The organism is Nocardioides marmoriginsengisoli, assembly GCF_003725695.1.
Classification (GTDB): domain Bacteria; phylum Actinomycetota; class Actinomycetes; order Propionibacteriales; family Nocardioidaceae; genus Marmoricola; species Marmoricola marmoriginsengisoli.
In genome coordinates this window covers 299,573-321,279 of record NZ_RJSE01000008.1, presented here as the reverse complement: position 1 = coordinate 321,279, position 21,707 = coordinate 299,573, and the positions used below count along the sequence as shown (strand labels likewise).

29 protein-coding genes and 1 riboswitch are annotated in these 21,707 nt (G+C 69.9%); of the genes, 15 read left to right on the top strand and 14 right to left on the bottom strand.

Features of this window, described 5'->3' with window-relative positions; all coding sequences use genetic code 11:
• Positions 1-8: 8 nt before the first annotated feature.
• Complete coding sequence (locus tag EFK50_RS18255) at positions 9-872, bottom strand: SDR family NAD(P)-dependent oxidoreductase (protein WP_123229012.1); 864 nt, start codon at positions 870-872, stop codon at positions 9-11.
• Positions 873-1,151: 279 nt separating this feature from the next.
• On the opposite strand from EFK50_RS18255, the gene EFK50_RS18250 reads away from it, so the two are divergent.
• The 4 genes from EFK50_RS18250 to EFK50_RS18235 are packed head-to-tail and all read left to right on the top strand — an operon-like array spanning position 1,152 to position 3,670.
• A complete protein-coding gene (locus EFK50_RS18250) occupies positions 1,152-1,775 on the top strand; it encodes a TetR/AcrR family transcriptional regulator (protein ID WP_123229115.1) in 624 nt (207 codons plus the stop codon).
• Positions 1,768-2,376, top strand: a complete 609-nt coding sequence (locus EFK50_RS18245; protein WP_183407905.1) for a TetR/AcrR family transcriptional regulator — start codon at positions 1,768-1,770, stop codon at positions 2,374-2,376. The genes EFK50_RS18250 and EFK50_RS18245 overlap by 8 nt, the downstream gene beginning before the upstream one ends.
• Before the next feature lie 26 nt (positions 2,377-2,402).
• Positions 2,403-2,906 carry a nuclear transport factor 2 family protein gene (locus EFK50_RS18240; RefSeq protein WP_123229010.1) on the top strand — a complete coding sequence of 168 codons (504 nt, stop codon included), beginning with the start codon at positions 2,403-2,405 and terminating at the stop codon, positions 2,904-2,906.
• A gap of 5 nt (positions 2,907-2,911) precedes the next feature.
• Positions 2,912-3,670 carry an SDR family NAD(P)-dependent oxidoreductase gene (locus EFK50_RS18235; protein ID WP_123229009.1) on the top strand — a complete coding sequence of 253 codons (759 nt, stop codon included), beginning with the start codon at positions 2,912-2,914 and terminating at the stop codon, positions 3,668-3,670.
• Positions 3,671-3,680: 10 nt separating this feature from the next.
• On the opposite strand, the gene EFK50_RS18230 is transcribed toward EFK50_RS18235, so the two are convergent.
• Positions 3,681-3,899: a hypothetical protein gene (locus EFK50_RS18230; protein ID WP_123229008.1), complete on the bottom strand. Its 219-nt coding sequence runs from the start codon at positions 3,897-3,899 to the stop codon at positions 3,681-3,683.
• A gap of 43 nt (positions 3,900-3,942) precedes the next feature.
• On the bottom strand, positions 3,943-4,812 hold the full coding sequence (mca, locus tag EFK50_RS18225) for a mycothiol conjugate amidase Mca (RefSeq protein WP_246004228.1): 870 nt from the start codon (positions 4,810-4,812) through the stop codon (positions 3,943-3,945).
• 23 nt (positions 4,813-4,835) lie between these two features.
• Here mca and EFK50_RS18220 point away from each other — a divergent pair, with 23 nt between their 5' ends.
• Entirely contained in the window at positions 4,836-5,222 is a 387-nt protein-coding gene (locus tag EFK50_RS18220) for a DUF4307 domain-containing protein (protein ID WP_123229007.1), read from the top strand.
• 61 nt (positions 5,223-5,283) lie between these two features.
• Positions 5,284-5,784: a transcription elongation factor GreA gene (gene greA / locus EFK50_RS18215; RefSeq protein WP_123229006.1), complete on the top strand. Its 501-nt coding sequence runs from the start codon at positions 5,284-5,286 to the stop codon at positions 5,782-5,784.
• On the opposite strand, the gene ilvA is transcribed toward greA, so the two are convergent.
• From ilvA to EFK50_RS18180, 7 genes are read right to left on the bottom strand one after another with little or no spacing between them, the layout of a single operon-like run.
• Positions 5,781-7,010 (bottom strand): threonine ammonia-lyase, encoded by a 1,230-nt coding sequence (gene ilvA / locus EFK50_RS18210; protein WP_123229005.1) that lies wholly within the window; start codon positions 7,008-7,010, stop codon positions 5,781-5,783. The genes greA and ilvA overlap by 4 nt on opposite strands.
• Positions 7,007-8,227 carry an AI-2E family transporter gene (locus EFK50_RS18205; RefSeq protein ID WP_123229004.1) on the bottom strand — a complete coding sequence of 407 codons (1,221 nt, stop codon included), beginning with the start codon at positions 8,225-8,227 and terminating at the stop codon, positions 7,007-7,009. Before EFK50_RS18205 ends, ilvA begins: the two co-directional genes overlap by 4 nt.
• Positions 8,224-9,639, bottom strand: a complete 1,416-nt coding sequence (locus tag EFK50_RS18200) for a glutamate mutase L (protein WP_123229003.1) — start codon at positions 9,637-9,639, stop codon at positions 8,224-8,226. The genes EFK50_RS18205 and EFK50_RS18200 overlap by 4 nt, the downstream gene beginning before the upstream one ends.
• Complete coding sequence (locus EFK50_RS18195) at positions 9,639-9,974, bottom strand: YidH family protein (RefSeq protein ID WP_123229002.1); 336 nt, start codon at positions 9,972-9,974, stop codon at positions 9,639-9,641. The genes EFK50_RS18200 and EFK50_RS18195 overlap by 1 nt, the downstream gene beginning before the upstream one ends.
• The gene (locus EFK50_RS18190) at positions 9,971-11,140 is read right to left on the bottom strand and encodes a cystathionine gamma-synthase (RefSeq protein ID WP_123229001.1); all 1,170 of its coding nucleotides are present in this window, start codon (positions 11,138-11,140) and stop codon (positions 9,971-9,973) included. Before EFK50_RS18190 ends, EFK50_RS18195 begins: the two co-directional genes overlap by 4 nt.
• A gap of 10 nt (positions 11,141-11,150) precedes the next feature.
• Complete coding sequence (locus tag EFK50_RS18185) at positions 11,151-11,513, bottom strand: type II toxin-antitoxin system death-on-curing family toxin (RefSeq protein ID WP_246004227.1); 363 nt, start codon at positions 11,511-11,513, stop codon at positions 11,151-11,153.
• Positions 11,510-11,716: a ribbon-helix-helix protein, CopG family gene (locus tag EFK50_RS18180; protein WP_123229000.1), complete on the bottom strand. Its 207-nt coding sequence runs from the start codon at positions 11,714-11,716 to the stop codon at positions 11,510-11,512. The genes EFK50_RS18185 and EFK50_RS18180 overlap by 4 nt, the downstream gene beginning before the upstream one ends.
• Positions 11,717-11,778: 62 nt before the next feature.
• On the opposite strand from EFK50_RS18180, the gene EFK50_RS18175 reads away from it, so the two are divergent.
• On the top strand, positions 11,779-12,702 hold the full coding sequence (locus EFK50_RS18175) for a DUF5995 family protein (RefSeq protein WP_123228999.1): 924 nt from the start codon (positions 11,779-11,781) through the stop codon (positions 12,700-12,702).
• A gap of 61 nt (positions 12,703-12,763) precedes the next feature.
• Positions 12,764-13,408, top strand: a complete 645-nt coding sequence (gene msrA / locus EFK50_RS18170) for a peptide-methionine (S)-S-oxide reductase MsrA (RefSeq protein ID WP_123228998.1) — start codon at positions 12,764-12,766, stop codon at positions 13,406-13,408.
• 84 nt (positions 13,409-13,492) lie between these two features.
• Here the strand turns inward: msrA and EFK50_RS18165 are convergent, their stop codons facing one another.
• Positions 13,493-14,338 (bottom strand): oxygenase MpaB family protein, encoded by an 846-nt coding sequence (locus EFK50_RS18165; protein ID WP_123228997.1) that lies wholly within the window; start codon positions 14,336-14,338, stop codon positions 13,493-13,495.
• 214 nt (positions 14,339-14,552) lie between these two features.
• Between EFK50_RS18165 and EFK50_RS18160 the strand changes: the two genes are divergently transcribed.
• Together EFK50_RS18160 and EFK50_RS18155 are read left to right on the top strand one after the other, a co-directional pair.
• A complete protein-coding gene (locus EFK50_RS18160) occupies positions 14,553-15,014 on the top strand; it encodes a helix-turn-helix domain-containing protein (protein ID WP_123229112.1) in 462 nt (153 codons plus the stop codon).
• A gap of 19 nt (positions 15,015-15,033) precedes the next feature.
• Positions 15,034-15,744, top strand: a complete 711-nt coding sequence (locus EFK50_RS18155; protein ID WP_221177463.1) for a nucleotidyl transferase AbiEii/AbiGii toxin family protein — start codon at positions 15,034-15,036, stop codon at positions 15,742-15,744.
• Between the two features lie 64 nt (positions 15,745-15,808).
• On the opposite strand, the gene EFK50_RS18150 is transcribed toward EFK50_RS18155, so the two are convergent.
• On the bottom strand, positions 15,809-16,450 hold the full coding sequence (locus tag EFK50_RS18150; protein ID WP_221177462.1) for a TetR/AcrR family transcriptional regulator: 642 nt from the start codon (positions 16,448-16,450) through the stop codon (positions 15,809-15,811).
• Between the two features lie 130 nt (positions 16,451-16,580).
• Between EFK50_RS18150 and EFK50_RS18145 the strand changes: the two genes are divergently transcribed.
• From EFK50_RS18145 to EFK50_RS18135, 3 genes are all read left to right on the top strand, one after another.
• Positions 16,581-17,333 carry a hypothetical protein gene (locus EFK50_RS18145; RefSeq protein WP_123228995.1) on the top strand — a complete coding sequence of 251 codons (753 nt, stop codon included), beginning with the start codon at positions 16,581-16,583 and terminating at the stop codon, positions 17,331-17,333.
• A 115-nt stretch (positions 17,334-17,448) separates the two neighbouring features.
• Positions 17,449-17,823: a YciI family protein gene (locus EFK50_RS18140; RefSeq protein WP_123228994.1), complete on the top strand. Its 375-nt coding sequence runs from the start codon at positions 17,449-17,451 to the stop codon at positions 17,821-17,823.
• A 34-nt stretch (positions 17,824-17,857) separates the two neighbouring features.
• A complete protein-coding gene (locus tag EFK50_RS18135; protein WP_123228993.1) occupies positions 17,858-18,193 on the top strand; it encodes a YnfA family protein in 336 nt (111 codons plus the stop codon).
• A gap of 48 nt (positions 18,194-18,241) precedes the next feature.
• On the opposite strand, the gene EFK50_RS18130 is transcribed toward EFK50_RS18135, so the two are convergent.
• The gene (locus tag EFK50_RS18130; RefSeq protein ID WP_123228992.1) at positions 18,242-18,637 is read right to left on the bottom strand and encodes a tautomerase family protein; all 396 of its coding nucleotides are present in this window, start codon (positions 18,635-18,637) and stop codon (positions 18,242-18,244) included.
• 128 nt (positions 18,638-18,765) lie between these two features.
• Positions 18,766-18,830, top strand: a riboswitch (guanidine-III (ykkC-III) riboswitch).
• A gap of 10 nt (positions 18,831-18,840) precedes the next feature.
• On the opposite strand from EFK50_RS18130, the gene EFK50_RS18125 reads away from it, so the two are divergent.
• Both EFK50_RS18125 and EFK50_RS18120 read left to right on the top strand, forming a co-directional pair.
• A complete protein-coding gene (locus tag EFK50_RS18125) occupies positions 18,841-19,155 on the top strand; it encodes a DMT family transporter (protein ID WP_123228991.1) in 315 nt (104 codons plus the stop codon).
• 43 nt (positions 19,156-19,198) lie between these two features.
• On the top strand, positions 19,199-20,050 hold the full coding sequence (locus EFK50_RS18120; RefSeq protein WP_123228990.1) for a hypothetical protein: 852 nt from the start codon (positions 19,199-19,201) through the stop codon (positions 20,048-20,050).
• Here EFK50_RS18120 and EFK50_RS18115 read toward each other — a convergent pair.
• A complete protein-coding gene (locus tag EFK50_RS18115; protein ID WP_123228989.1) occupies positions 20,022-21,707 on the bottom strand; it encodes a copper resistance CopC/CopD family protein in 1,686 nt (561 codons plus the stop codon). The genes EFK50_RS18120 and EFK50_RS18115 overlap by 29 nt on opposite strands.

Here is a 21,707-nt window from a genome sequence, read left to right as displayed (position 1 = left end):
GTTCCTCCTCAGGCCGTGTTCATCGAGGCTAGGCCGGCCGACACGTCGAGCACGGCGCCCGTCAGGTCGAGCCCGGGCTGGCCGGCGAGGAACAGGACCGCGTCTCGGACCGCGTCGACCGCGGCGTAGGTGGTGTTGCTGGGGTGCCGGACGCGCAGCGCGTGCTCCGCGTCGGCCTGGTTCGGGACCGTCACGGGGACGACCCCGTCACGACCGGCCTGGGCCAGTGCCCAGAACTCCTCGGTCCGTGACATCGCGGTGTCCATCGGGCCGGGGCAGACGACGCTCGCCGCGATCCCGGCCTCGGCGCTCTCGACGGCGATCGACTTGACCAGGCCGATCTGGGCCCAGGCGGCGGCCGAGTAGTGGCTCAGCGAGGCAGCGCCACGGCGGCCCTCCTCGGCGGCGACCACGACGATCCGACCGGCTCCCGAGGCGGTCAGGTGCGGCAGCGCCGACTTGATCGCGTGGTAGGTCCCGTGCAGGTTCGTCTCCACGACGCTGTTCCACTGGTCGTCGGTCATGGCGCTCGCGGGCACGCAGGAGCGGACGCCGGCGGCGCAGACCAGGATGTCGATCCGGCCGAGCTGCGCGACGGTGGCGGCGGTCGCCTGCACCACCTGGTCGAGGTCGCGGACGTCGACCGACTCACCCACCGCGCGGACGCCGAGCCCGCCCAGCTCGGCCACGGTCTCGTCGAGCTCGGCCTTCGACGCCAGCGAGTACGCGAGCGGGGCGTCGGACCAGTCCGGGCCGTCCCAGACGGCCACGTCGGCACCGGCCGCAGCGAGCGCCGTGGCGATCGACTTGCCCAGTCCGCGGGCGCCACCGGTCACGACCGCGACCCGACCAGCCACTGAATATTCATTCATATTGGGGATCCTGCATCCGCAAGGCCACCCTTGTCAAGCCCCATCCCGCATCTAGGCGGAATCCTCTAAAAGTGCAGGTCAGCGCCTGATTATCGACCCCAAGGCGGAAATCCGTGTCCGAAATGCGACGCGTGACAACCACGTCGAATAGTGATTCACTTGCCTCGCTCGCGGGGAACTGGACCGGGTTCAGAGCGGGTGGATGTGCTCGAGTACCGGGGTGCTCCGCACCGCGGGCACTACGATGCGGTCGTTCCGACAGACGAGAGGGTGGAGCTGATGGTGCCGCCTGAGGCGTCGAGCCGTGACCTGCTGCTGGCCGCAGCCCGCGACGTGTTCACCGCCAAGGGTCTGCACGCGGCTCGGATCACCGACATCACCGACGGCGCGGGCGTGGCGGCCGGCAGCTTCTACACCTACTTCTCCTCCAAGGAGGAGATCTTCGCGGCCGTGGTCCGCAGGCTCCGGACGTCGGCGCTGCGGCACGTCCCGACCGAGCCGCCGACGTCGGCCGCCGAGGTCGAGCCGTGGATCCACCAGACCGTCGAGAACTGGGTCTCGGCCCTGGTCGACAACGCCGCCCAGTGGATGGCGATCAACGTCGCGGCCCTCGGCGACGAGCAGGTCCGCGACACCCTGCGCGAGCAGGCCGACCCGTTCGCCGAAGCGTTGCGCGCGGCGTTCGGCACCTGGATCGAGAACGGCTGGATCGACCCCGGCGTCCCCTGCGACGTCGCCGTCGACGCGGTGGTCGCGATGAGCGAGCAGGCGGTCAGCCACTGGTTCTACCTCGACGAGTCGAAGCCGTCGGTCGAGTTCGCGATCGAGCAGCTCACCCATGCCTGGATCGCGATCCTCCGGGTCGACGTACCGGCTCCCGAGGGGGAGGCCGGCGATGTCTGACAAGCTGCCGCAGACCCCGCACGGGTTCCGGACCCGGGGAGCGCTGCTCCGCGCCGGACGCAAGGTCCTCGAGCAGAAGGGCCTGCACAAGACCCGGATCGCCGACGTCGCCGCCGAGGCCGGCGTGGCCGTCGGCTCCTTCTACGTGCACTTCGACAACAAGGAAGACCTCTTCCGCCAGCTGCTGATCGCCGTCGAGGACGAGGTGTACGGCGAGCTCAGCACCGTCGCACCGGGCACCGCGGACCCGGTCCAGCGGATCCTGGAGACCAACCGCCTGTACCTGACGGCGTTCAAGCGGAACTCCCGGTTCTGGCGGGTGATCGAGGAGTCCGTACTGCTGTTCCCGGACGCCCCGTCGGTGCTCAGCGAGCGACGGGTCTACTACCGCTCCCGCACCGAGCGGGCGATCCGCCGGATGCAGCAGAGCGGCCTGGTCGCGACCACGATCGAGCCGGCGGCCGCCGCCCTGATCCTCGGCGCGATGACCGAACGACTGGCCTACATGTGGTTCGTCTTCGACGACCGGTCCGACCTGGACGACCTCACCGGCTACCTGACCCGGCTCTGGCTCAACCTGCTCGGCATCGACGACCGCTAGACCAAGCAAGTGTTAGGTTGGCGAGCATGACCGAGGACGCCGACCGCCGTGCGATCCACGAGACCGTGCTGCGGTACTGCCGCGCCGTCGACCGGCTGGACCTGCCGGCGGTCCGCGCGGTCTACGCCGAGGACGGGGTCGATCACCACACCGGCTTCTCCGGTCCGGCGGACGCGTACGTCGCCTGGCTCGCCGAGCTGCTCCCCCGGCTGGACGGCACCATGCACCTCGTCGGCAACCACCTCTGCGAGCTGTACGGCGACCGCGCCCTGGCCGAGACCTACGGCACGGCAGTGCACTGGGGTACCCCCGGCGACGATCCCGCGCGCAACTTCACCTCCGGGTTCCGCTACGTCGACGAGTTCGTCCGCACGCCCGAAGGCTGGCGGATCCAGGAGCGTTTCGCCGTCCGCGAGTGGACCCGCAGCGACGCCGGCCGGTTGCGCGCACCGGAAGGCGACGGACCGCGCGGACGGCGCGGCCCGGACGATCCGCTCGCTGTCCTGCGCCGCCGAATCGAAGGGAACTGATCGCGATGTTCGAACACCTGCAGGGCGGAGCCCTGGTCACCGGAGGATCCGGCGGACTCGGCTCGGCCGTCTGCCGGCTCCTGGCCGAGCACGGCAGCCCGGTCGCCCTGACCTACCGGACCCGGCGTCCCGACGAGCTGATCGACGAGATCGCCGGCGCGGGCGGACGCGTACTCGCCGCGCAGGTGCCGCTGGACGATGTCGCCGCGCTCCAGGCGTTCGTCGCCGAGGCCGCGGCCGCGTTCGACGGGCTGCACACCGTGGTGCACGCCGCCGGTCCGCACGTGCCGATGGTGCACCTCTCCAAGGTCGACCCCGAGCAGTTTGCGACCCAGCTCGACCAGGACGTGAACGGCTTCTTCAACGTCGTGCACGCCACCCTGCCGGCGCTGCGCGCGTCGCGCGGCTCGGTGGTCGCGGTCACTACCGCGGCGACCTCCCGCTACCCGGTCCGGGACGGGCTCTCCTCCGGGCCGAAGGCCGCCGTCGAGGCGCTCGCACGCGCCTTCGCCGCCGAGGAGGGCAGGTTCGGCGTCCGGGTGAACTGCGTCGGTCCGGGCATGCTCACCGACGGGATGGCCGAACGCCTGATCGGCAACGGCGACCTCGACGACCACGCCCTGGCCGTGGCCCGCGGGAACATCCCGCTGCGGACCTTCGGGCGAGCGATCGACATCGCCGAGGCGGTCTGCTTCCTCGCCTCCGACAAGGCCCGTTTCATCACCGGCCAGAAGCTCGACGTCGACGGCGGCTACGGGGTCTGAGACCGGGAGGTCAGCCCTGCGGCGTCTCGTCGGTGCCGAAGGCGCCGGAGTCGGCGTTCAGCTTCGCCTTCTTCATGTGCCGCACCATGCTCCAGCAGAGCAGCCCGGTGGCGACGGCGAGCCCGAGGAAGATCCCGAAGGCTCCCCACCCGGCCTTGACGTCGTTGGGCGCCGGGGCCTTGTCGAGCATGCCGACCAGGCCGGAGAGGGCGATCACGAGCGTGTCCATGCCTCGATTGTCTCAGGCGACCTGCCCGGAGCGGAAGGCGGCTCTACACGATGCCGGCGAAGAGGTCGTCCTCGGGGAGCTGGCTGTCGACCAGCGACGTGACCAGCTCGAAGTCCTCGGTCGGCCAGACCCGCTGCTGGAGCTCCATCGGGATCTGGAAGAAGAAGCCGTCCGGGTCGATCTGGGTCGCGTGCGCGATCAGCGCCTGGTCTCGGACCGGGAAGTACTCCGCGCACGGGACCTGGGTGGTCACCCGGGCGTCCCAGACCGGATCCGGCTTCCAGTCCTTGAGCCGTTCGGCGAAGACCGACTCGATCCCCTGCTCCAGCGCGGCCTCGTGCAGCGCCACGGCCTTCGGGCGGTTGAAGCCGTGCTGGTAGTACAACTTGAGCGGCTGCCAGGGCTCGCCGGCGTCCGGGAACCGCTCCGGGTCGGCGGCGGCCTCGAAGGCGGCCACCGAGATCTCGTGGCACTTGATGTGGTCGGGGTGCGGGTAGCCGCCGTTCTCGTCGTACGTGGTGATCACGTGCGGGCGGAACGAGCGGATCAGCCGGACCAGCGGCTCGGTGGCCTCCTCCAGCGGGACCAGCCCGAAGCAGCCCTCCGGCAGCGGCGGCTTCGGGTCGCCCTCGGGCCACCCGGAGTCCACGAAGCCCAGCCAGTCCTGCGAGACGCCGAGGATCTGCCGGGCCGACTCCATCTCCGCGCGACGGATCTCGGTGATGTTCTCGAGCACGTCGGGACGGTCCATGTTCGGGTTCAGCACCGACCCGCGCTCGCCGCCGGTACAGGTGACGACGTGCACGTCCACGCCCTTGGCGACGTACATCGCCGTGGACGCCGCGCCCTTGCTGGACTCGTCGTCGGGATGGGCGTGCACGTGCATCAGGCGCAGGCCGGCGTAGGAAGACATGGGCTCCATCCTAGGATTGAGGGGTGAGCGACCTGATGCAGGACCGGTACGGCGCCAAGAGCCCGCGCCGTCGAGGGGTCGCGATAGCGGCAACAACCGTCCTCGCCGTCGTGTTCCTCGGCTGGCTGGGCTGGGTCGCGTGGTTCCACAGCTCCCCGGCGATCGCCGTCGAGCTGAGCTCGTACGACGTGGTCAGCGCCCACGAGGTGAAGGTCCGGCTGGAGAGCCGGTTCGGCGACGACGACGTCGAGGGGAGCTGCCTGATCCGGGCGACGGCGCGGGACCACACCATCGTCGGCGAGCTGAACCTGACGGTCGCGCAGATCCGCGAGGCGGACGGCGACTGGATCCCGATGACCACGCTGAGCCGGGCGACCACCGTCGAGAAGATCAGCTGTACCGAACGCTGAGATCGCGGACGCTTGCTAGGCTTGTCGTTTCCCCGATTCGTATTCCAGGAGTTGCTGTCCCATGACTCAGGCTGATGAGCGCGAAGGCGTCTGGCTGACCCAGTCCAAGTACGACGAGCTGCAGGCCGAGCTCGAGCACCTGCGCGGCCCGGGCCGCACCGAGGTCGTCGAGAAGGTCAGCCAGGCTCGCGACGAGGGCGACCTCAAGGAGAACGGCGGCTACCACGCCGCCCGCGAGGAGCTGGGCAAGCTCGACGGCCGGATCACCCAGCTCGTCGAGATGCTGAAGACCGCCCAGGTCGGCGAGACGCCCCCCGACGACGGCGTCGTCGAGCCCGGCATGCTCGTCACCATCCGTTTCGTCGGCGACACCGAGAACGAGGCACCGTTCCTGCTCGGCGCGCGGGAGATGGCCGACGAGGGCACCGAGGTGTTCTCGCCGCAGTCGCCCCTCGGCGAGGCGATCAACGGTCGCTCCAAGGGCGACGAGGTCAGCTACCCGGCTCCGAACGGCAGCATGATCAAGGTCGAGATCATCGACGCCGTCCCGTACGCGGGCTAGGGCGCGCCCTCACTCGTATCCACCCGGTAGCCGTGCTCGCGCAACCGCGCCAGCACGGCTTCCGCGTGCTCGGGGCCGCGGGTCTCGGCCTGGACGTGCACCTCGACCTCGTCCAGGTGCAGCGACCCCGAGGTCCGCTCGTGGACGATCTCCAGGACGTTGGCGCCGGCGTCACCGAGCTCGGTGAGCAACCGGGCCAGGCCGCCGGGACGATCCGGGATCCGGACGGCGATGTTCAGGTACCGGCCGGCGGAGACGAGGCCGTAGCGGATCAGCTTGGTCAGCAGCAGCGGGTCGACGTTGCCGCCGGAGAGGACCGCCACGGTCGGCGTTCCGAAGGCCTCCGGCCGGTCCAGGATCGCGGCCACCGCGACCGCTCCGGCCGGCTCGACGACCAGCTTGGCTCGCTCCAGGAGCAGCACCAGCGCCCGCGAGATCGACTCCTCGCTGACCGTGACCACCTCGTCGACGTACTCCTCGATCGCCGCGAACGGGACGTCTCCGGGGCAGGCCACCGCGATCCCGTCGGCCATCGTGCTCATCGAGTCCAGCGCCACCGGCGCCCCGGCGGCCAGTGACCCCGGGTACGCCGCGGCGCCCTCGGCCTGGACGCCGACGACCCGGACGTCGGGTCGCACAGACTTGATCGCCAGGGCGATGCCGGCGACCAGGCCGCCGCCGCCGGTCGGGACCAGCACGGTCGCGGCCTGCGGCGCCTGCTGCAGGATCTCCAGCCCGCAGGTGGCCTGCCCGGCAACGATGTCGCGGTGGTCGAACGGGTGGATCAGGACCGCACCGGTCTCCTCGGCGTAGGCAATCGCGCGGACCAGCGCCTCGTCCAGGATCGCGCCGTGGAAGACGACCTCGGCGCCGTACCCGCGGGTGGCGTTCACCTTCGGGATCGGGGCGCCGTGCGGCATGAACACAGTCGCCTTGATCCCGAGCAGCTGGGCGGCCAGGGCGACGCCCTGGGCGTGGTTGCCGGCGGACGCGGCGACGACTCCGCGGGCCCGTTCCTCCGCGGACAGGTGGGACATCCGGACGTAGGCGCCGCGGATCTTGAAGGACCCGGTCCGCTGCAGGTTCTCGCACTTCAGCAGCACCGGCCCGCCGACCAGCGCCGACAGCCAGCGGGAGTCCTCGATCGGCGTCGCGATCGCGACGCCCCGCAGCTGCTCGGCCGCGGCTTCGATCTCCGCCAGGGTCACCGGTGCCGGCGCGGTCACGTCGGCTCCGCGGCGATCTCGGGATCGGCGGGCTCCGGGTCCTCGCCGCCCGGGACCTCGTCGCCGGGATCGTCGACCTCGGGGTCGTCGACCTCGGGATCGGCGAAGGACGCCAGGTGCTGCACGACCGCGTTCAGGGCGGCCACCAACGGCACCGCGACCAGTGCGCCGATGACGCCGGCGACGATGACCCCGGCCGCGATCCCGAGGATCACGCCGAGCGGGTGCACCGAGACGAACCGGCCCATCAGGAAGGGCTGCAGCACGTGCGCCTCGATCTGCTGCACCAGCACCACGCCGCCGAGCATGATCGCGGCGACGATCGGCCCGTGCGCGACCAGCGCCACCAGCACCGCGACGGTGCCGGACGCGAAGGCGCCGACCAGCGGCACGAAGGCGCCGAGGAAGACCAGGACGCCGATCGCGCTGACCAGTGGCACCTTGAGGATCAGCGCGAAGATCATGATGCCGATCGCATCGGTCGCCGCGACCAGCACCGTCGCCCGGACGAACTGGGTCAGCGAGCGCCAGGCGACCTGTCCCGAGGAGTCCGCCTTCTCGCGGGCGGCCCGCGGGAAGATCCGGACGACCCAGCCCCAGATCACCCGGCCGTCGGCGAGGAAGAAGTAGGTCGCGAACAGCACGATGAAGAAGCCGGCGAAGATGTGGCCGACGGCGACACCCAGCTCGGTGGCCCGGCCGGCCAGCCCCTTGCCCTGGTCCTGCAGGTAGCTCTGGGCGTCCTCGATCCAGGTGTCGACCTGGGAGTCGCTGGCGTTCAGCGGACCGTCGCGGAGCCAGTTCCGGATCTCACCGAGGCCGCCGGCCACCTTGCCGGAGAGCTGGTCGACGCTGTCAGCTACCTGCTGGCCGACGAAGGCCAGCAGCAGGCCGACGACCGCGATCCCCCCGACCACGACGGCCAGGGCGGCCAGCTTGCGGGGCAGCCCGATCCGCTGGAGGCCGCTGACCAGCGGGGCGCAGAGGGCGGCGATGAACAGGGCGATCACGACCGGAAAGACGACCACCGAGAAGTAGCTGAGCCCGGCGAAGACCAGGCCCGCCGCCGCGGCGATCACCAGGAAGCGCCACGACCAGGCGGCGGCCAGCTCGTAGGCCCACGGGAGCTCGACCTTCCTGGCGACGCGCTCGACCCGCTGGTTCTCCAGCTCCTGGGTCCTCTCAGCCGCTCCGGCCGACTCCGTCGGATCCGTCAAGGCGCCCCCTCCTGGCTCGCTCCACCGTGCTGGTCCACTCCGGACACGTTATTGCAGATCAGCAACTGTGCCGACCGGAGAGCAGCCGCGTCGCCCCCGGCGAGCGCGATCAGGCCGGCGGCGGCGAGCACCGAGGCCTCGTCGACCACGATCCGCGGGTGCTCCGGGAGCTGCCAGCCGTCCGGATCGACACCGGTCGCGGCGCTCAGCACCGGTACCGCGTCGGCCGCGGCCCGGAAGACGCCGCCCGAGCCGACCAGCAGGTCGACGGCGCGCAGGTTCTTGCCGCTGCGCTCCACGACCCGGCCCTCCGGCGAGAGCACCACCACCGAGCGTCCGACGTGGCGGCGCATCGCGAGGACCGCGGCCGCCCCGGCCAGCCGGAGGTCGTCGGCGGCATCGGCGGGATCGGCCGGGACCAGGCCCGGGTCGTCGCCCCGTCGTACGGCGGCCGTGCGCAGGTCCTCGTCGGCCAGGCCGGCCGCGATCGCCTCCTCGGCCGTGGAGACCGCGCTCCAGCGCATCCCGAGGTCTCCCTCGACGGTCCGGGTGGTCGGGGTGACGGCGACGACCTCGCGGGCCAGCGCGGTCTCCTCGGGATCGAGCGTCACGACCGAGTGCACGTCGGTGGTCGCGCCACCGACGTCGACGACCACGACGCCGGTGCCGGGCGCGGAGCTGCCGTGCACGGCCGCGAGCAGCTCGACGCCGGTGAGGACGACGTCCGGGGTGGCGCCGAGCACCATCGCGGCGAACTCCGGGCGACTGCTCAGGTTCTTGCCGCCGATGACATGGGCGAGGAAGACCTCGCGGATCGCGGCCCGGGCGGACTCGGGCGCGAGCACCCCGATCCGCGGGACGACATTGTCGGCAAGCAGGTACGGCGTCCCGGAGCCCTCGAACGACCCGGCCACGACGTCCTGGGAGTCCACGTCTCCGGCCACCACGACCGGGCCCGCCCAGGACCGTGCGGCCAGGAAGCCGGCATCCGCGACCAGCGTCGCGGCGTTCCCGCCGTCGGTCCCGCCGACCAGCAGGAGCACGTCGGGGCGGGCCGCGACCAGCTCCGTGAACCGGGCGTCGTCGAGTCCGCCGGCGAGCACCGCGACCACCTTGCCGCCGCTGGAGAGCGCCACCCGCCGGCCGGCCTCCGCGGTGACCAGGTCCTCGTTGCCGACGACGGCGATCCGGAGGCCGCCGCCGGCCGAGGAGCAGGCCAGCGTCTCGGCGTGAGCCACCTCGGGATGCTCGGCGGCGAGCGCGGCCAGGCAGGCGTCGTACCCGTCGAGGACGTCGGTGCCCGAGGTCGTCGGGTGCTGGGTGGTCGCCAGCAACCGGCCGGCTGCGCGGTCGACCAGGGCGGCCTTGGTGAAGGTGGACCCGAAGTCGACGCAGACGACGAGGTCGGGCATCAGCCGGCCGTGGTGACGACGTACACCGCGGCCACCAGCACGCAGAGGATCAACCCGGCCGAGAGCAGCACGGGCGTCGGTCCGGACGGCAGCGGGCGCCCTTCCCGGATCGCGTGGTCCGCGGCGAGGTACCGGCGGTAGCCGCCGACGGCCGCGACCGCGCCGCTGACGATCAGCGCGCCGGCGAGGGTGAGGGCGAGGGCGCCGTCGTCGAGGAAGTGCGCCACCGCGACCGAGGCGCCGATCAGGCCGATGGCGGTGCGCTGGTAGGCCAGCAGGGTGCGCTCGTTGGCGAGGCTGAACCGGACGTCCGGCTCGTTCTCGCCGGTGCTCATCGGCGCGGCTCCAGCACGTGCCCCAGGTCGGCGATCAGGTCCTCGATCGACTCGATCCCGACGCTGAGCCGGATCAGGTCCGGCGGCACCTCGAGCTCGGTGCCGGCGACGCTGGCGTGGGTCATCCGGCCGGGGTGCTCGATCAGCGACTCCACTCCGCCGAGCGACTCTCCCAGGGTGAAGACCTCGGCGCGCTCGCAGACCGCGAGGGCGTGCTCCTCGCCGCCGGTGACCCGGAACGAGACGATCCCGCCGTACCGCTTCATCTGGCGGGCGGCGACGGCGTGGCCCGGGTGCGCGGCGAGCCCCGGGTAGATCACCTCGGCGACCTGCGGGTGGTCGACCAGGAACGCGACGACCTGCTCGGCGTTGTCGCAGTGCCGATCCATCCGAACCCCGAGGGTCTTCAGGCCGCGATGGGTCAGGAAGGAGTCGAACGGGCCGGCCACCGCACCCATCGCGTTCTGGTGGAAGCCGATCGCGTCGGCGATGGCGAGGTCTCGGACCACGACCGCGCCGCCGACCACGTCCGAGTGCCCGCCGACGTACTTGGTGGTCGAGTGCACGACGACGTCGGCGCCGAGGGTGAGCGGCTGCTGCAGGTACGGCGAGGCGAAGGTGTTGTCGACGACCAGCAGCGCGCCGGCCTCGTGCGCGACGGCGGCGAGCGCCTCGATGTCGCCGATGTTGAGGAGCGGGTTGGTCGGCGTCTCCACCCAGACCAGTTTGGTCCGCCCGGGGCGGATCGCGGCCCGCACGGCCTCGACGTCCGAGACCGCCGCCGGGCTGTGCTCGAGGCCCCAGACCTTGGCGACCTTGTCGAAGAGGCGGAAGGTGCCGCCGTACGCGTCGTCGGGGATCACGGCGTGGTCGCCGGGCTTGGTGAGCGCCCGAAGGATTGTGTCCTCGGCGGCCAGGCCGGAGGCGAACGCGAACCCGCGCTCCCCCTCCTCCAGTGCCGCGAGCGCGCCCTCAAGCGCGGTCCGGGTCGGATTCGCGGAGCGGCTGTACTCGTAGCCGCCGCGGAGGCCGCCGACACCGTCCTGCTTGTAGGTGCTGGTGGCGTAGATGGGCGGGATCACCGCGCCGGTCATCGGATCGGGTTCGTAGCCGGCGTGGATCGCACGCGTCTCGAACCCGGACTTGTCTCGGTGGGTTTGGCTCACGCCTGCGAGCCTAGTTGGTCAGGGCGGTGGCGATGTCGTCCAGATCGAGGTCACCGGCGGCGATGTCCCACACGAGTTGGAACGCCTGATCCTGGGACAGCGTGAAGGTGCGCCCGTTCGCCCGCAGGAACGTGACCGTCGCGAGCAGTGCCAGCCGTTTGTTGCCATCGACCAGGGCATGGTTTCCGCAGATCGAGTGCAGCAGTGCCGCAGCCTTCAGCTCGATGCTCGGGTAGGCGTCCTGACCGAACACGCTTGCTCGCGGACGGCTGACCGCCGCGTCGAGCAGGCCGGCGTCTCGGACCGGACCTGCGTTGAGCATCGAGGTGAACAGCAACAGGTCCTCGACGTTCAGGTACTCGACGTCGGTCACGCCTTGCCGAGCCGTTCCAGGGCGTCTGCGTACTCGACGAGGGCTTCGTTCGCGATCCGGTTGATCAGCTCACGCCGAACAGTGCGATCCCGTCGCTCGATCACGGCACGTTTGATCACCTCCTGCTTGGAGGTGCCTTCTGCGGCAGCCAGCTCGGTCAGCGCCTGATCGAGTTCGTCATCGATACGAAGTGTCATGGCCATGAGGCTATGGTACCAAGGTGATACCGCGTAGCCGGAATCCACAGGCCGTCGTTGGTCACCACATGCACCTGCGCCGCACCCTCAAGACCGCCGTCGTCGGCCTCACCGCCACCCTCACCCTCGGGTCCGTCGCGACCCCGGCGCAGGCCGCCGGCACCGTAGGACTGGACACGCTCCTCACCCCCACCCTGCTGGATCCGGTGATCAACCTGCTCGGCGCACTGCCGACGCCGTACAAGCCGTACACCGGTCCGATCTGCGTCAGCGGCGCGCCGCAGTGCATCGAGGACGTCATCACCGAGATGGAGGATCGGCTGGAACCGCTGGCCGCCTCCTGCAGCCACGACGCGATCTTCTCGCTGGCCTACCTCCGGGTGACCCAGAACGTGAAGGCGGCGGCCGACAGCGGCTACTTCCAGGACCGGAAGTGGCTGACCCAGATCGACGCGGTGTTCGCGGAGATGTACTTCGACACGATGGACACCTGGAAGTCCGGCAACAAGGCCGGCGTCCCGAAGGCGTGGCGGCTGGCGCTGCAGGCCAGCGAGGACCGGACCCTGACCGGCCTCGGCGACTTCATGATGAACATGAACGCGCACATCAACAACGACTTCCCGTACGTGCTCGCGAAGGTCGGCCTGACCGCCGCGGACGGCACCTCCCACAAGCCCGACCACAACGCCTACAACCAGCGCCTCGACTCGCTCTACCACCCGGTCTTCGACGAGGAGGCCGCTCGCTTCGACCCGATGTTCAACAAGCTCGACCTCGGCCCGGTCGACGAGGTCGTCGTCGGCGCGATCATGCGCGGCTGGCGCGAGGTCGTCTGGCGCAACGCCGAGGCCCTGGCGAACGCCCCGGCGGCGCTGCGCCCGCTCGTGGAGCGCGAGATCGCCGAGTACGCCGCGGGCCAGGCCCAGCTGATCAAGGTGATCTTCAAGGGCAACCCGACCAAGCGCGACGCCTACTGCGCGACCCACGGCTAGCGTGGGAACAGCACCGCCCGTCACCGTGTTGTGAGAGGTGCCACCGAGGTCAGGAGCACCGATGCTGTTCAACAAGTTCAAGAACGAGATCGTCGACGCCGAGCACGCCCTCCCCGGACGGACGTCGCGCACGTTCCAGCTGGCCGAGCGACACCGGGTCCTGGACGCTCCGCTGGTTACCGACGAGGTGCCTGACGGCTTCGAGGTCGCGCTGTTCGGCCTCGGCTGCTTCTGGGGCGCCGAGGAGATCCTCTGGCAGATCGACGGGGTCTGGTCGACCTCGGTCGGGTACGCCGGCGGCACCACCCCGAACCCGGACTACGAGGAGGTCTGCTCCGGCCGGACCGGCCACACCGAAGCGGTCCGCGTGGTCTTCGATCCGACCAAGGTCTCGTACGCCGACCTGGTCGTCGCGTTCTACGAGGTGCACGACCCGACCCAGGGCATGCGCCAGGGCAACGACGTCGGCACCCAGTACCGCTCGGCGATCTACACGTTCTCCGACGAGCAGGCGAAGGTCGCCGCCGAGGTCACCGCGCGCTACCAGCCCGAGCTGACCAAGCGCGGCTACGGCGCCATCACCACCGAGATCAAGCCGGCCCCGACGTACTACTACGCCGAGGACTACCACCAGCAGTACCTGATCAAGGTGCCGCACGGGTACCGGTGCCACAGCGCGACCGGGATCAAGGTGCCGCGCGGCTAGGACGCAGCCACGAGCACGCCTCCGCAAAGCCGCCGAGACCGCGACCCGCTGGGACCGGAAACTTGGATCAAAACTCGGCGAGGATCAGGATGCCGAGGCCAGCTGCGTCTTTGCCCCGAGCCGTTTCAGCATGACCCGGCTTACATCCTGACTGAGGCGGTCGGGCACGATCCGTCCGCCAGTGCGGACGGCCTGAGCCAGCAGGTTGTATGCGGCGTCATCGGCGAATGACCAGGGAATCTCGAACCGTCTGCGAACGCTGCTCGGGAGAGTGCCAAGCATCGCGAGTTTCGCAACCGGCTTGCTCGGCACACCACCGAGGCGGGCCAGCGGTGCGGGCAACATTGGCAACTCGAACCTGCCTACGCCGAGCGCGCCCACCGCAGCTTCGGTCATCTCGAGGTCTTCGGCGCAGATTCGCTCGAACTCCTGGAGGAACGCGTCCAGGGTCGGGGGAACCAACCGCATGGACATCCCGTAGCGACGCCACCATTCCACCGACTCCGCGTAGAACTGAGTGCGTTGATCCCCCACCGGTGGCCGATGGTGAAAGCGATCAGCAGCAGTGAGGAACCCCCAGACGAACGTCATGTGTGTCCACCAGAAGACCTCAGGGTCAAGGGCGTGGTACCGCTGGCCGTGCGCGTCGGTCCCCTTGATGCCACGGTGATAGTCGCGCACTCGTACGGCCCTGTCGGCGCCGTCGGTCGCGTTGATCGTCGCGACGATTCGCGGCACGGATCGGTAAACCCTCTCGAACGGGTCGGCGAAGAACATCGAATGCTGCATGACTCCCGCGCTGACCGCTGGGTGCATCAACTGCAACAAGCCGGTCGAGAACCCGGTCAGCGCGATCCGTGGATCATTCGCCAGGCGCCCCAAGATCGAATCAGGTCCGAGCGGTCGTGATGCTGGAAGCAGGTTGTCCATGCGTCATCTGACCACGATGACAGTGTTGCTGTCACGGTTTGCCAGTGTGACGGGAATCAAGGTTCATACGTACTTTCTCAAGAACCCGTTCGGATACCGCTGCCACTCGGCGACCGGGATCAAGGTGCCGCGAAGCTGACGATCTGGCCGGCCGAACCGGCCAATGGTGTTTCTCATTATTGACTTTCTGATCAGCATGACTAAAATGAGAAACATGCCAGCCACGAGCCCGTACATCGGCCCCGAGCAGCAGGCGGACCTGGAACGCCTGGGCGCACGCTTGCGCGACCGCCGCAAAGCTCTCGGCGTGACGGCAGTCGCCTGCGCCGAGGCAGCCGGGGTGTCGCGCGTGACGCTCCACAGGATCGAGGCAGGCAACCCGTCGGTCACGATCGGCGCCTACAGCAATGTGGCGACCGCTCTCGGGCTCCAACTCGTCGTGCCGGTCCTGGACGAGCCAGCAACCGAAGGAACCGCGATCACCGTGGGTGACTACCCCGGCCTGCGCGCGCTGGCGTGGCAAACCAAGGCGGGCACCACGCTCACCGAGACCGAAGCGCTCAACCTGTACGAGCGCGGCTGGCGGCACCTCGACCAGGGAGCACTGACCGACCGCGAGAAGGCCTTCATCCAGCATCTCGCCGACACCTACAGCAACGGAGCACTCCTTGTTTAGGCGACAGCACCACCAACGGGTGGCCGCGGTGCTCTCGCTGCTCGACGCTCCGCTCCTCGTCGAGCACAACTGCTGGTTCGGAGGCGGTACGGCGATCGTGCTCGCCAACGACGAGTTCCGTGAATCAGTCGACATCGACTTCCTGGTCTCCGACCAGCGGTCCTACCGCGCGTTGCGGCAGATCGTCAGAGAGCACGGGCTCGACGGACTTGCCCACCGCGAGCTGGATCTTCTCCGGCCGCCCGTGGTCGACGGGTACGGGATCCGGGCCTCTGTGCTGATGACGGGGGTCCCGATCAAGTTCGAGATCATCCACGAAGGTCGCATCAGCCTCGACGTTCCATCGCCGGAGCAGGCGATCTGCGGCGTGAGGACCCTGACGGCAACCGACCAGGTCGCGAGCAAGCTGCTAGCGAATGACGATCGTTGGGCCGATACCTCGACGTTCGGCCGCGACCTCATCGACCTAGCCATGATGAAACCCGACACCGCCGCACTTGAGGCCGGCGCGCAGAAGGCGGTCGAGGCGTACGGAAAGACTGTCGGCGAGAGCCTCGACAAAGCCGTCACGTCCCTGCGCGATCGTCCGCACCGTCTTGATGAGTACATCCGCGCGCTCAGCATCGACGTGCCCCGAGCCGTCGTTTGGCAGAGCATCCGTGACCTCGCCGCACGATGCGCGAAGGTGGAGGGTCTCGGTTCGACCACCTCCAGTGCCAGCAGTACCTGAGCAAGACCCGTTCGGATACCGCTGCCACAGCGCCACCGGGATCAAGGTTCCGCGCTAGGCGCCCTCAGGTAGCAGCAAGGCAGCTGCGCAGATGGTCCACGACCTCGTCAGCCACGACTGAGATGGGCCGGTCGCGGTCGTGGGCCACCCAGTCCGTGAGCCACACCTGCAACGCGGAGATCACCAGCGCGGCCACCACCGAGGGGCGCAGGGGTCGGATCTCGCCCGCGTCGGCTGCCGCCTGAGCACTGGCGGCGGTCAGCTCCATCCCCACCTTCCACGCGTCACGCTGCGCCCCGCGCCCCGCTCCGGGAATCACCGAGGCCGTCCCCCAGCTCAAGCCGTCGTTGAGATGGAGGCGCAGGAAGGAATCTCGCTCCGCGAAGAACTCGAGCTCTAGGCGCGCACCCACCAGGAGTCGCTCGAAGGGCGAGTCGATCAGGCGGGTCCCGGCGTGGACGACCTGCGTGAACTCCTTCATCCGCTCGGCGTTCAGTGCGTCCCACAGGTCGTCCTTGCTCCCGAACGACTTGTAGACCGTCGACAACGAGACCCCTGCGCCGGCAGCGATGTCACCGACCTTCGCAGCGGCGAACCCGACCCGTCCGAACTCGTCCTCCGCGACGCTCAGGATGTGCTCGCGGTAGACCGCACGCCGAGCATCGTCCAAACGGTTCGCCAGCGGCGCGGACTCCGTCGACTTCACCCTGGATCCCCTCCGAGAAGCACTGTCGCTCCCCTCACGAGTAGGTTACCTTTCCTCAAGAGTAATCATCATTACCCTCAAGAGATCGCCTGTTACTCCCACGTCGGGGAGCTCGACCCAAGGGAAACGCATGACCACGACACTTGACCAACCCTCTGGCTCGGTTGCGCCGACGGTGCCCCCGTCGAGAGGACTTCGCGCCTGCTGGATCGTCGGGTTCGGTTCCCTCGCCCTCGCCTTTCCCGTCTACACCTACCTAGTCTTCGGCTCGAACGCCAACCGCGAGGCCATGGCGAACACCATGGCGATCCAGGCGACGCTCGGGTACTTCCTCGGCATCTTCGCCGCCTACCTCCCCCTCCCCTCGCTGCGAACCTGGACTCGGTACGAACGGCTCCAAGCCACCGTCCTCCCGTTCGTCATCTGCTCCTACATCACGCACCTGACCTGGGAGCTCGGCTGGCTGATCCTGCACAAGCCGATCGCCGGCGCCCAGGACAGCGCCTGGGCCTACGCCTGGTGGAACTACATCGACGGCGGAGACACCCGCTACCTCAACCCCGACCCCCACTTCCTGATGATCGAGGTGCTCTCCGTCATCAACGGCTGCGTCGGGCTGACCGGGCTCGTCCTGCTCAAGCGGTCCCGGTTCACCGACGTCCGCGGAACCTTGCTCGTCATGTCCACGGCAGTCACCCACACCGTGCTGACCTGGTACTACTACGGCTCGGAGATCATCGGCGGGTTCCCCTCGGCCAACACGTCCAGCTTCATCGACTTCGGCGTGAAGTTCATCCTCCTGAACTCACCCTGGCTGATCGCTCCGTGGTTCGTGCTGACGTGGGGCTACCTCACCCTCAAGCGCCAGCTCGGGCGCCGCTGACCGGGACGGTGGCACCGAAGACCAAGATGCTGTGCCGAGAATGTCGTAACGGCCCGTCCCCGTTCGTAGCGAAGGTGGAGGATGGCCACCGGGCCGTCCCGACCTAGGAGGAGCCATGCCCCAGTACCTGATCAGCTTCAACGCCGAGTGGGTCCCGGACCTGACCGAGGCGCAGATCCTGGAGAGCGCGAGGTCCATCCGCCCGGTGATCGACGAGGCCATGGCGGCAGGCGTCTGGGTGTTCGGCGGAGGCCTTGACGACAAGTTCCCCGTGTTCAGCGTCGACCCCAACGATGGCAAGCCCCGGTTCACCGACGGCCCGTACGTCGAGACCAAGGAGCACTTCGGCGGCTTCTCCGTCGTCGACGTACCGGACGACGAGCAGGCGCGCGTCTGGGCCGCGAAGATCGCCGTCGGCTGCGGGTGGCCGATGCAGGTGCAGCAGCTCGGCACCCCGCCGGACCACGGCGACGCTCCGGCGGCCGACTGACCTTCACCCGCCGGCCCCGACTAGCCTTCCGCCCATGGACACCCTGCGCAGCATCGTGCTGTTCATCGCCGCGGCGATCGCCGAGATCGGCGGCGCCTGGCTGGTCTGGCAGGGCGTCCGCGAGCATCGCGGCTGGGCCTGGATCGGTGCCGGGGTGATCGCGCTGGGCCTCTACGGCTTCGTCGCCACCCTCCAGCCGGACGCCAACTTCGGACGCATCCTCGCGGCGTACGGCGGGGTGTTCGTCGCCGGCTCCCTCGCCTGGGGCATGGTCGCCGACGGCTTCAAACCCGACCGGTACGACGTGATCGGCGCCCTGGTCTGCCTGGTCGGCGTCTCGGTGATCATGTACGCGCCCCGGGCCGACTAGCAACGGGCTCCACGACATCGTCGCCCGCGGCCTGACCCGCTGGGACCCTCAGACGTCGACCTTGAACCCGAGGTCGACGTCCGAGGCCGCCTGGCCGCCCCGAATGCCCCAGTTCTCGGTCGGGATCTCCCGCAGTGTGATCGTCACGTGATCACGCGGGATCCCGAGGCCTTCGAGCCGGTCGACGATCTCGGCGTACAGGCGGCGCTTGGCCTCGATCGACCGGCCGGCGAAGCAGTCGATCGAGACCATCGTGGCGCGCTCGGGCTCGGTGAGGGTCGGCGGGCAGGCGAACCGGTGCGGCTCGTGCGCGACGAGACGCAGGTGCTTGTCCTTCACCGGGATCGCGAACGCAGAGACCAGGGCGGCGTGCACGGCCTCGATGATCGCGACCTCCTCGGCCTCGGAGTAGCGACGGCGTACTTCGACAAGGGCGCTGGGCATGAGGTCACGCTAGCCAGGACCGACGGCGGAGCGAACTGGTTATTCGAACCGGGCGGCGGTCCAGGCGATCAGCTCCGGCGCAGATCAGGACCAGGCCCAACCCGATCGCCCGCGAAGCAGGTAGAATCGTCGTGAGCCACCGAGGCTCGCCGGACGAGGGAGCCGTACCCGGAACGCGACAAGACGGCCTCGAGGAGCTCGTCATGGCATGGATCGTTCTCGTGGTCTCCGGGATGCTGGAAGCAGTCTGGGCCGTCGCACTCGGCAAGACCGAGGGATTCACCCGGCTGGTGCCGTCGCTGGTGTTCGCGGTGGCCATCGTGCTCAGCATGGGCGGGCTCGCCTACGCGCTGCGCACCCTGCCGATCGGGACCGCGTACGCCGTCTGGGTCGGGATCGGCGCGTCGCTGACCGTCGCCTACGGGATGGTCTCCGGGGCGGAGTCGGTCAGCGCGATCAAGATCCTGCTGCTGGTCGGCCTGATCGGCTGCGTGATCGGGCTCAAGCTGGCGCACTAACCGGGGAACCGGCCGTTCGGACCCGGCTGTCAGAATCGGCGTCGTGACCCGACGCCTCCTCCCCGCGCTGCTGGCCGCCGCGATCGCGCTCGGCGCGGCCGGCTGCGGTGGCGACCCCGCACCGGCCGCCGACGCCCCGCACACCCACACCGCTCTCGCCGCCGGGGACGGCACCCGGGCGTCGTACGTCGGCTACACCCTCGCGGACGTCCGGTTCCCGGCCAGGCCCGGGGTCCCCGGCACGCTCAGCTTCCAGATCCAGGACGACCGGAAGCAGCCGGTGACCGACTTCCTGGTCGAGCTCACCAAGGAGATGCACGTCTACGTGGTCAGCACCGACCTCTCGGTGTTCCGGCACGTGCACCCGGAGAAGGCCGCGGACGGCACCTGGACCGGGAACCTGACCGTCCCGCGACCGGGGCGCTACCGGGTGGTGGTCGAGTTCACCGCCCGCGACGAGGGCGGCAACGGCGACCAGGTCGTCCTGGGCGTCGAGAGGACCCTGGGCACTCCGGGCAAGGACGTGCCGGCCCCTCCGGCCACCACCGAGACCACCGTGGACGGCACCACCGTCACGATCACCAAGCCGCCGACCGTCGGCTACGAGCACCAGATGGAGCTCGGCATCAGCCGGGACGGCGAGCCCGCGGCCCTCGGCACGTACCTCGGCGTCTACGCGCACGTCTCCGCGTTCAACCTCGCCACCGGCGCGCTCGTGCACATGCACCCGCTCGGGTCGCCGGAGACCCGCGACGGCCGCTCCGACCTGACGTTCCACACCGGCTTCCGGGTGCCGGGTGACTACCGGATGTTCGTCCAGACCCGGCTGTCGGGCGTCGTCCGGACGATCCCGATGACGATCACCGTCACCGGGGAGCAGCCACCGGCACCTTGACGGTCACCACCGGGTTCTCGAACTCGGACATCCGGACGCTGACCTGCACGTCCCAGGTCCCGGCGCGAGGCAGGACGACGGTGGCGGCGTAGGTCCCGGAGTCGACGTTGGTGACCTCCTGCTCCCCCAGCGACAACTGACCGGAGGTCGCGTTCAGCCCCGGTACGGCGGACGGCTCCATCGGGTTGCCGGCGAGGTCCTGCACCTGGAACAGGATCGTGTTCTTGCCCACCGTGGCCGGCTTGAGGACCGCGACCACCTTGGCGTTCCCGGTCTGACCGGCGAAGGTCGAGGAGTCCAGGGCTCCCGGCAGCGCGACCGAGCCGGTGTCCTCGACCGGCGAACGGTCGACCAGGAACCCGGTCAGTCCGAGGACCCCGATCAGCAGGACGGCCTCGATCCGAACGGTGCGTTGCAACCGCCCGGTTGCCGACGCCCGGTCGGCGAACCCGCTGTCGGCGAGCACGGCCGGCATCAGCCGGTACCGGTTCCAGGCGGCGATCAGGGCCACCAGCACCACGACGGCGACCTTGACCAGCAGCAGCCTGCCGAAGTCGGTGCCGAACAGGTTCCCCCAGCTGCGCAGGATCCGCCAGCCGAGCACCGAGCCGGTGACCGCCACGGCGACCAGCAGCCAGGCCGCCAGCGCCGAGAACCGGCCGAGCGCCACAGCCGCGACCCGGGGCCGGTCGGCCAGCCGGCGCAGACTGATCACCAGCCCGATCAGGCCGCCGAACCAGATCGATCCGGCGAGCACGTGCGAGAGGTCGGCCGCGATCATCACCCAGAGCGGCGGGAACGCCCGGGTGTGCCCGACCAGGGCGAGCGCACCCAGTGCGAGGACGACGCCCGCCAGCGCGGGCACCCGGTGCACCCGCCCGCGCACGCCCTGGGCGAAGCCGACCGCGATCCAGGCACCCAGTGCGGCGAGGACCCAGCTGACCAGCTCGGTGCCGGTCGGGATCTCGTACGGGCCGTCGGTGAACAGGGCGGAGAAGCCCTCCGCGCGCTGGTACAGCGTGGTCAGCACCAGGGTCGCGAACCCGGCGACCACCACCAGCCAGGCGAACCGGCCGGCGATCCGCAGCAGCCGCTCCCGGACCTGGTCGAGACCGCCCTCCTTCGGGAGCAGCAGCAGGACGAAGGCCACCAGCCCGCAGGCGCCGAAGACGCCGAGGTAGGTGAGTGCCTGGGCGATGCCGAGCGAGGCGCGCACACTGGTCGGCGAGGACTGGGACACCCCGGTCGCGGCGGCCACGGTCGCACTCGGCGCGCCGATCGAGAAGGTCAGTGCGCCGGCGATCGGGTGGCCGTCCGAGGAGACCACCCTCCAGGCGATCACGTAGGTGCCGTCGGCCAGGCCCTCCGGCAGGTCGACGACCAGCAGGGTGTCGGTGGTACGGGTGTCCGCCTCGAGCTCGACGCCCTTCGCGTCGAAGAGGTGCACCCCGCCGCTCTGCGCCCGCACCGGCTCGTCGAAGGTGAAGGTCGCCTTCTCGGGCGCCTCGGTCAGGATCTGTCCCTCGGTCGGGTCGGTGCCGACCAGGGTGGCGTGCGCGCTGGCCGGTCCCGCGAACGCCAGCAGGCCGAGCAGCGCCAGGGCAGCCGCCAGTACGAGCCGGCGTACGGCCCGTGCCCGCGACTGCCCCGACGCCAT

Coding starts and splice junctions, on each gene's coding strand:
- EFK50_RS18255 (WP_123229012.1), bottom strand. CDS start 872: ATGAATGAATATTCAGTGGCTGGTCGGGTCGCGGTCGTGACCGGTGGC.
- EFK50_RS18250 (WP_123229115.1), top strand. CDS start 1,152: ATGGTGCCGCCTGAGGCGTCGAGCCGTGACCTGCTGCTGGCCGCAGCC.
- EFK50_RS18245 (WP_183407905.1), top strand. CDS start 1,768: ATGTCTGACAAGCTGCCGCAGACCCCGCACGGGTTCCGGACCCGGGGA.
- EFK50_RS18240 (WP_123229010.1), top strand. CDS start 2,403: ATGACCGAGGACGCCGACCGCCGTGCGATCCACGAGACCGTGCTGCGG.
- EFK50_RS18235 (WP_123229009.1), top strand. CDS start 2,912: ATGTTCGAACACCTGCAGGGCGGAGCCCTGGTCACCGGAGGATCCGGC.
- EFK50_RS18230 (WP_123229008.1), bottom strand. CDS start 3,899: ATGGACACGCTCGTGATCGCCCTCTCCGGCCTGGTCGGCATGCTCGAC.
- mca (WP_246004228.1), bottom strand. CDS start 4,812: ATGTCTTCCTACGCCGGCCTGCGCCTGATGCACGTGCACGCCCATCCC.
- greA (WP_123229006.1), top strand. CDS start 5,284: ATGACTCAGGCTGATGAGCGCGAAGGCGTCTGGCTGACCCAGTCCAAG.
- EFK50_RS18200 (WP_123229003.1), bottom strand. CDS start 9,639: ATGCCCGACCTCGTCGTCTGCGTCGACTTCGGGTCCACCTTCACCAAG.
- EFK50_RS18195 (WP_123229002.1), bottom strand. CDS start 9,974: ATGAGCACCGGCGAGAACGAGCCGGACGTCCGGTTCAGCCTCGCCAAC.
- EFK50_RS18180 (WP_123229000.1), bottom strand. CDS start 11,716: ATGGCCATGACACTTCGTATCGATGACGAACTCGATCAGGCGCTGACC.
- EFK50_RS18175 (WP_123228999.1), top strand. CDS start 11,779: ATGCACCTGCGCCGCACCCTCAAGACCGCCGTCGTCGGCCTCACCGCC.
- msrA (WP_123228998.1), top strand. CDS start 12,764: ATGCTGTTCAACAAGTTCAAGAACGAGATCGTCGACGCCGAGCACGCC.
- EFK50_RS18165 (WP_123228997.1), bottom strand. CDS start 14,338: ATGGACAACCTGCTTCCAGCATCACGACCGCTCGGACCTGATTCGATC.
- EFK50_RS18160 (WP_123229112.1), top strand. CDS start 14,553: ATGCCAGCCACGAGCCCGTACATCGGCCCCGAGCAGCAGGCGGACCTG.
- EFK50_RS18145 (WP_123228995.1), top strand. CDS start 16,581: ATGACCACGACACTTGACCAACCCTCTGGCTCGGTTGCGCCGACGGTG.
- EFK50_RS18140 (WP_123228994.1), top strand. CDS start 17,449: ATGCCCCAGTACCTGATCAGCTTCAACGCCGAGTGGGTCCCGGACCTG.
- EFK50_RS18135 (WP_123228993.1), top strand. CDS start 17,858: ATGGACACCCTGCGCAGCATCGTGCTGTTCATCGCCGCGGCGATCGCC.
- EFK50_RS18130 (WP_123228992.1), bottom strand. CDS start 18,637: ATGCCCAGCGCCCTTGTCGAAGTACGCCGTCGCTACTCCGAGGCCGAG.
- EFK50_RS18125 (WP_123228991.1), top strand. CDS start 18,841: ATGGCATGGATCGTTCTCGTGGTCTCCGGGATGCTGGAAGCAGTCTGG.
- EFK50_RS18115 (WP_123228989.1), bottom strand. CDS start 21,707: ATGGCGTCGGGGCAGTCGCGGGCACGGGCCGTACGCCGGCTCGTACTG.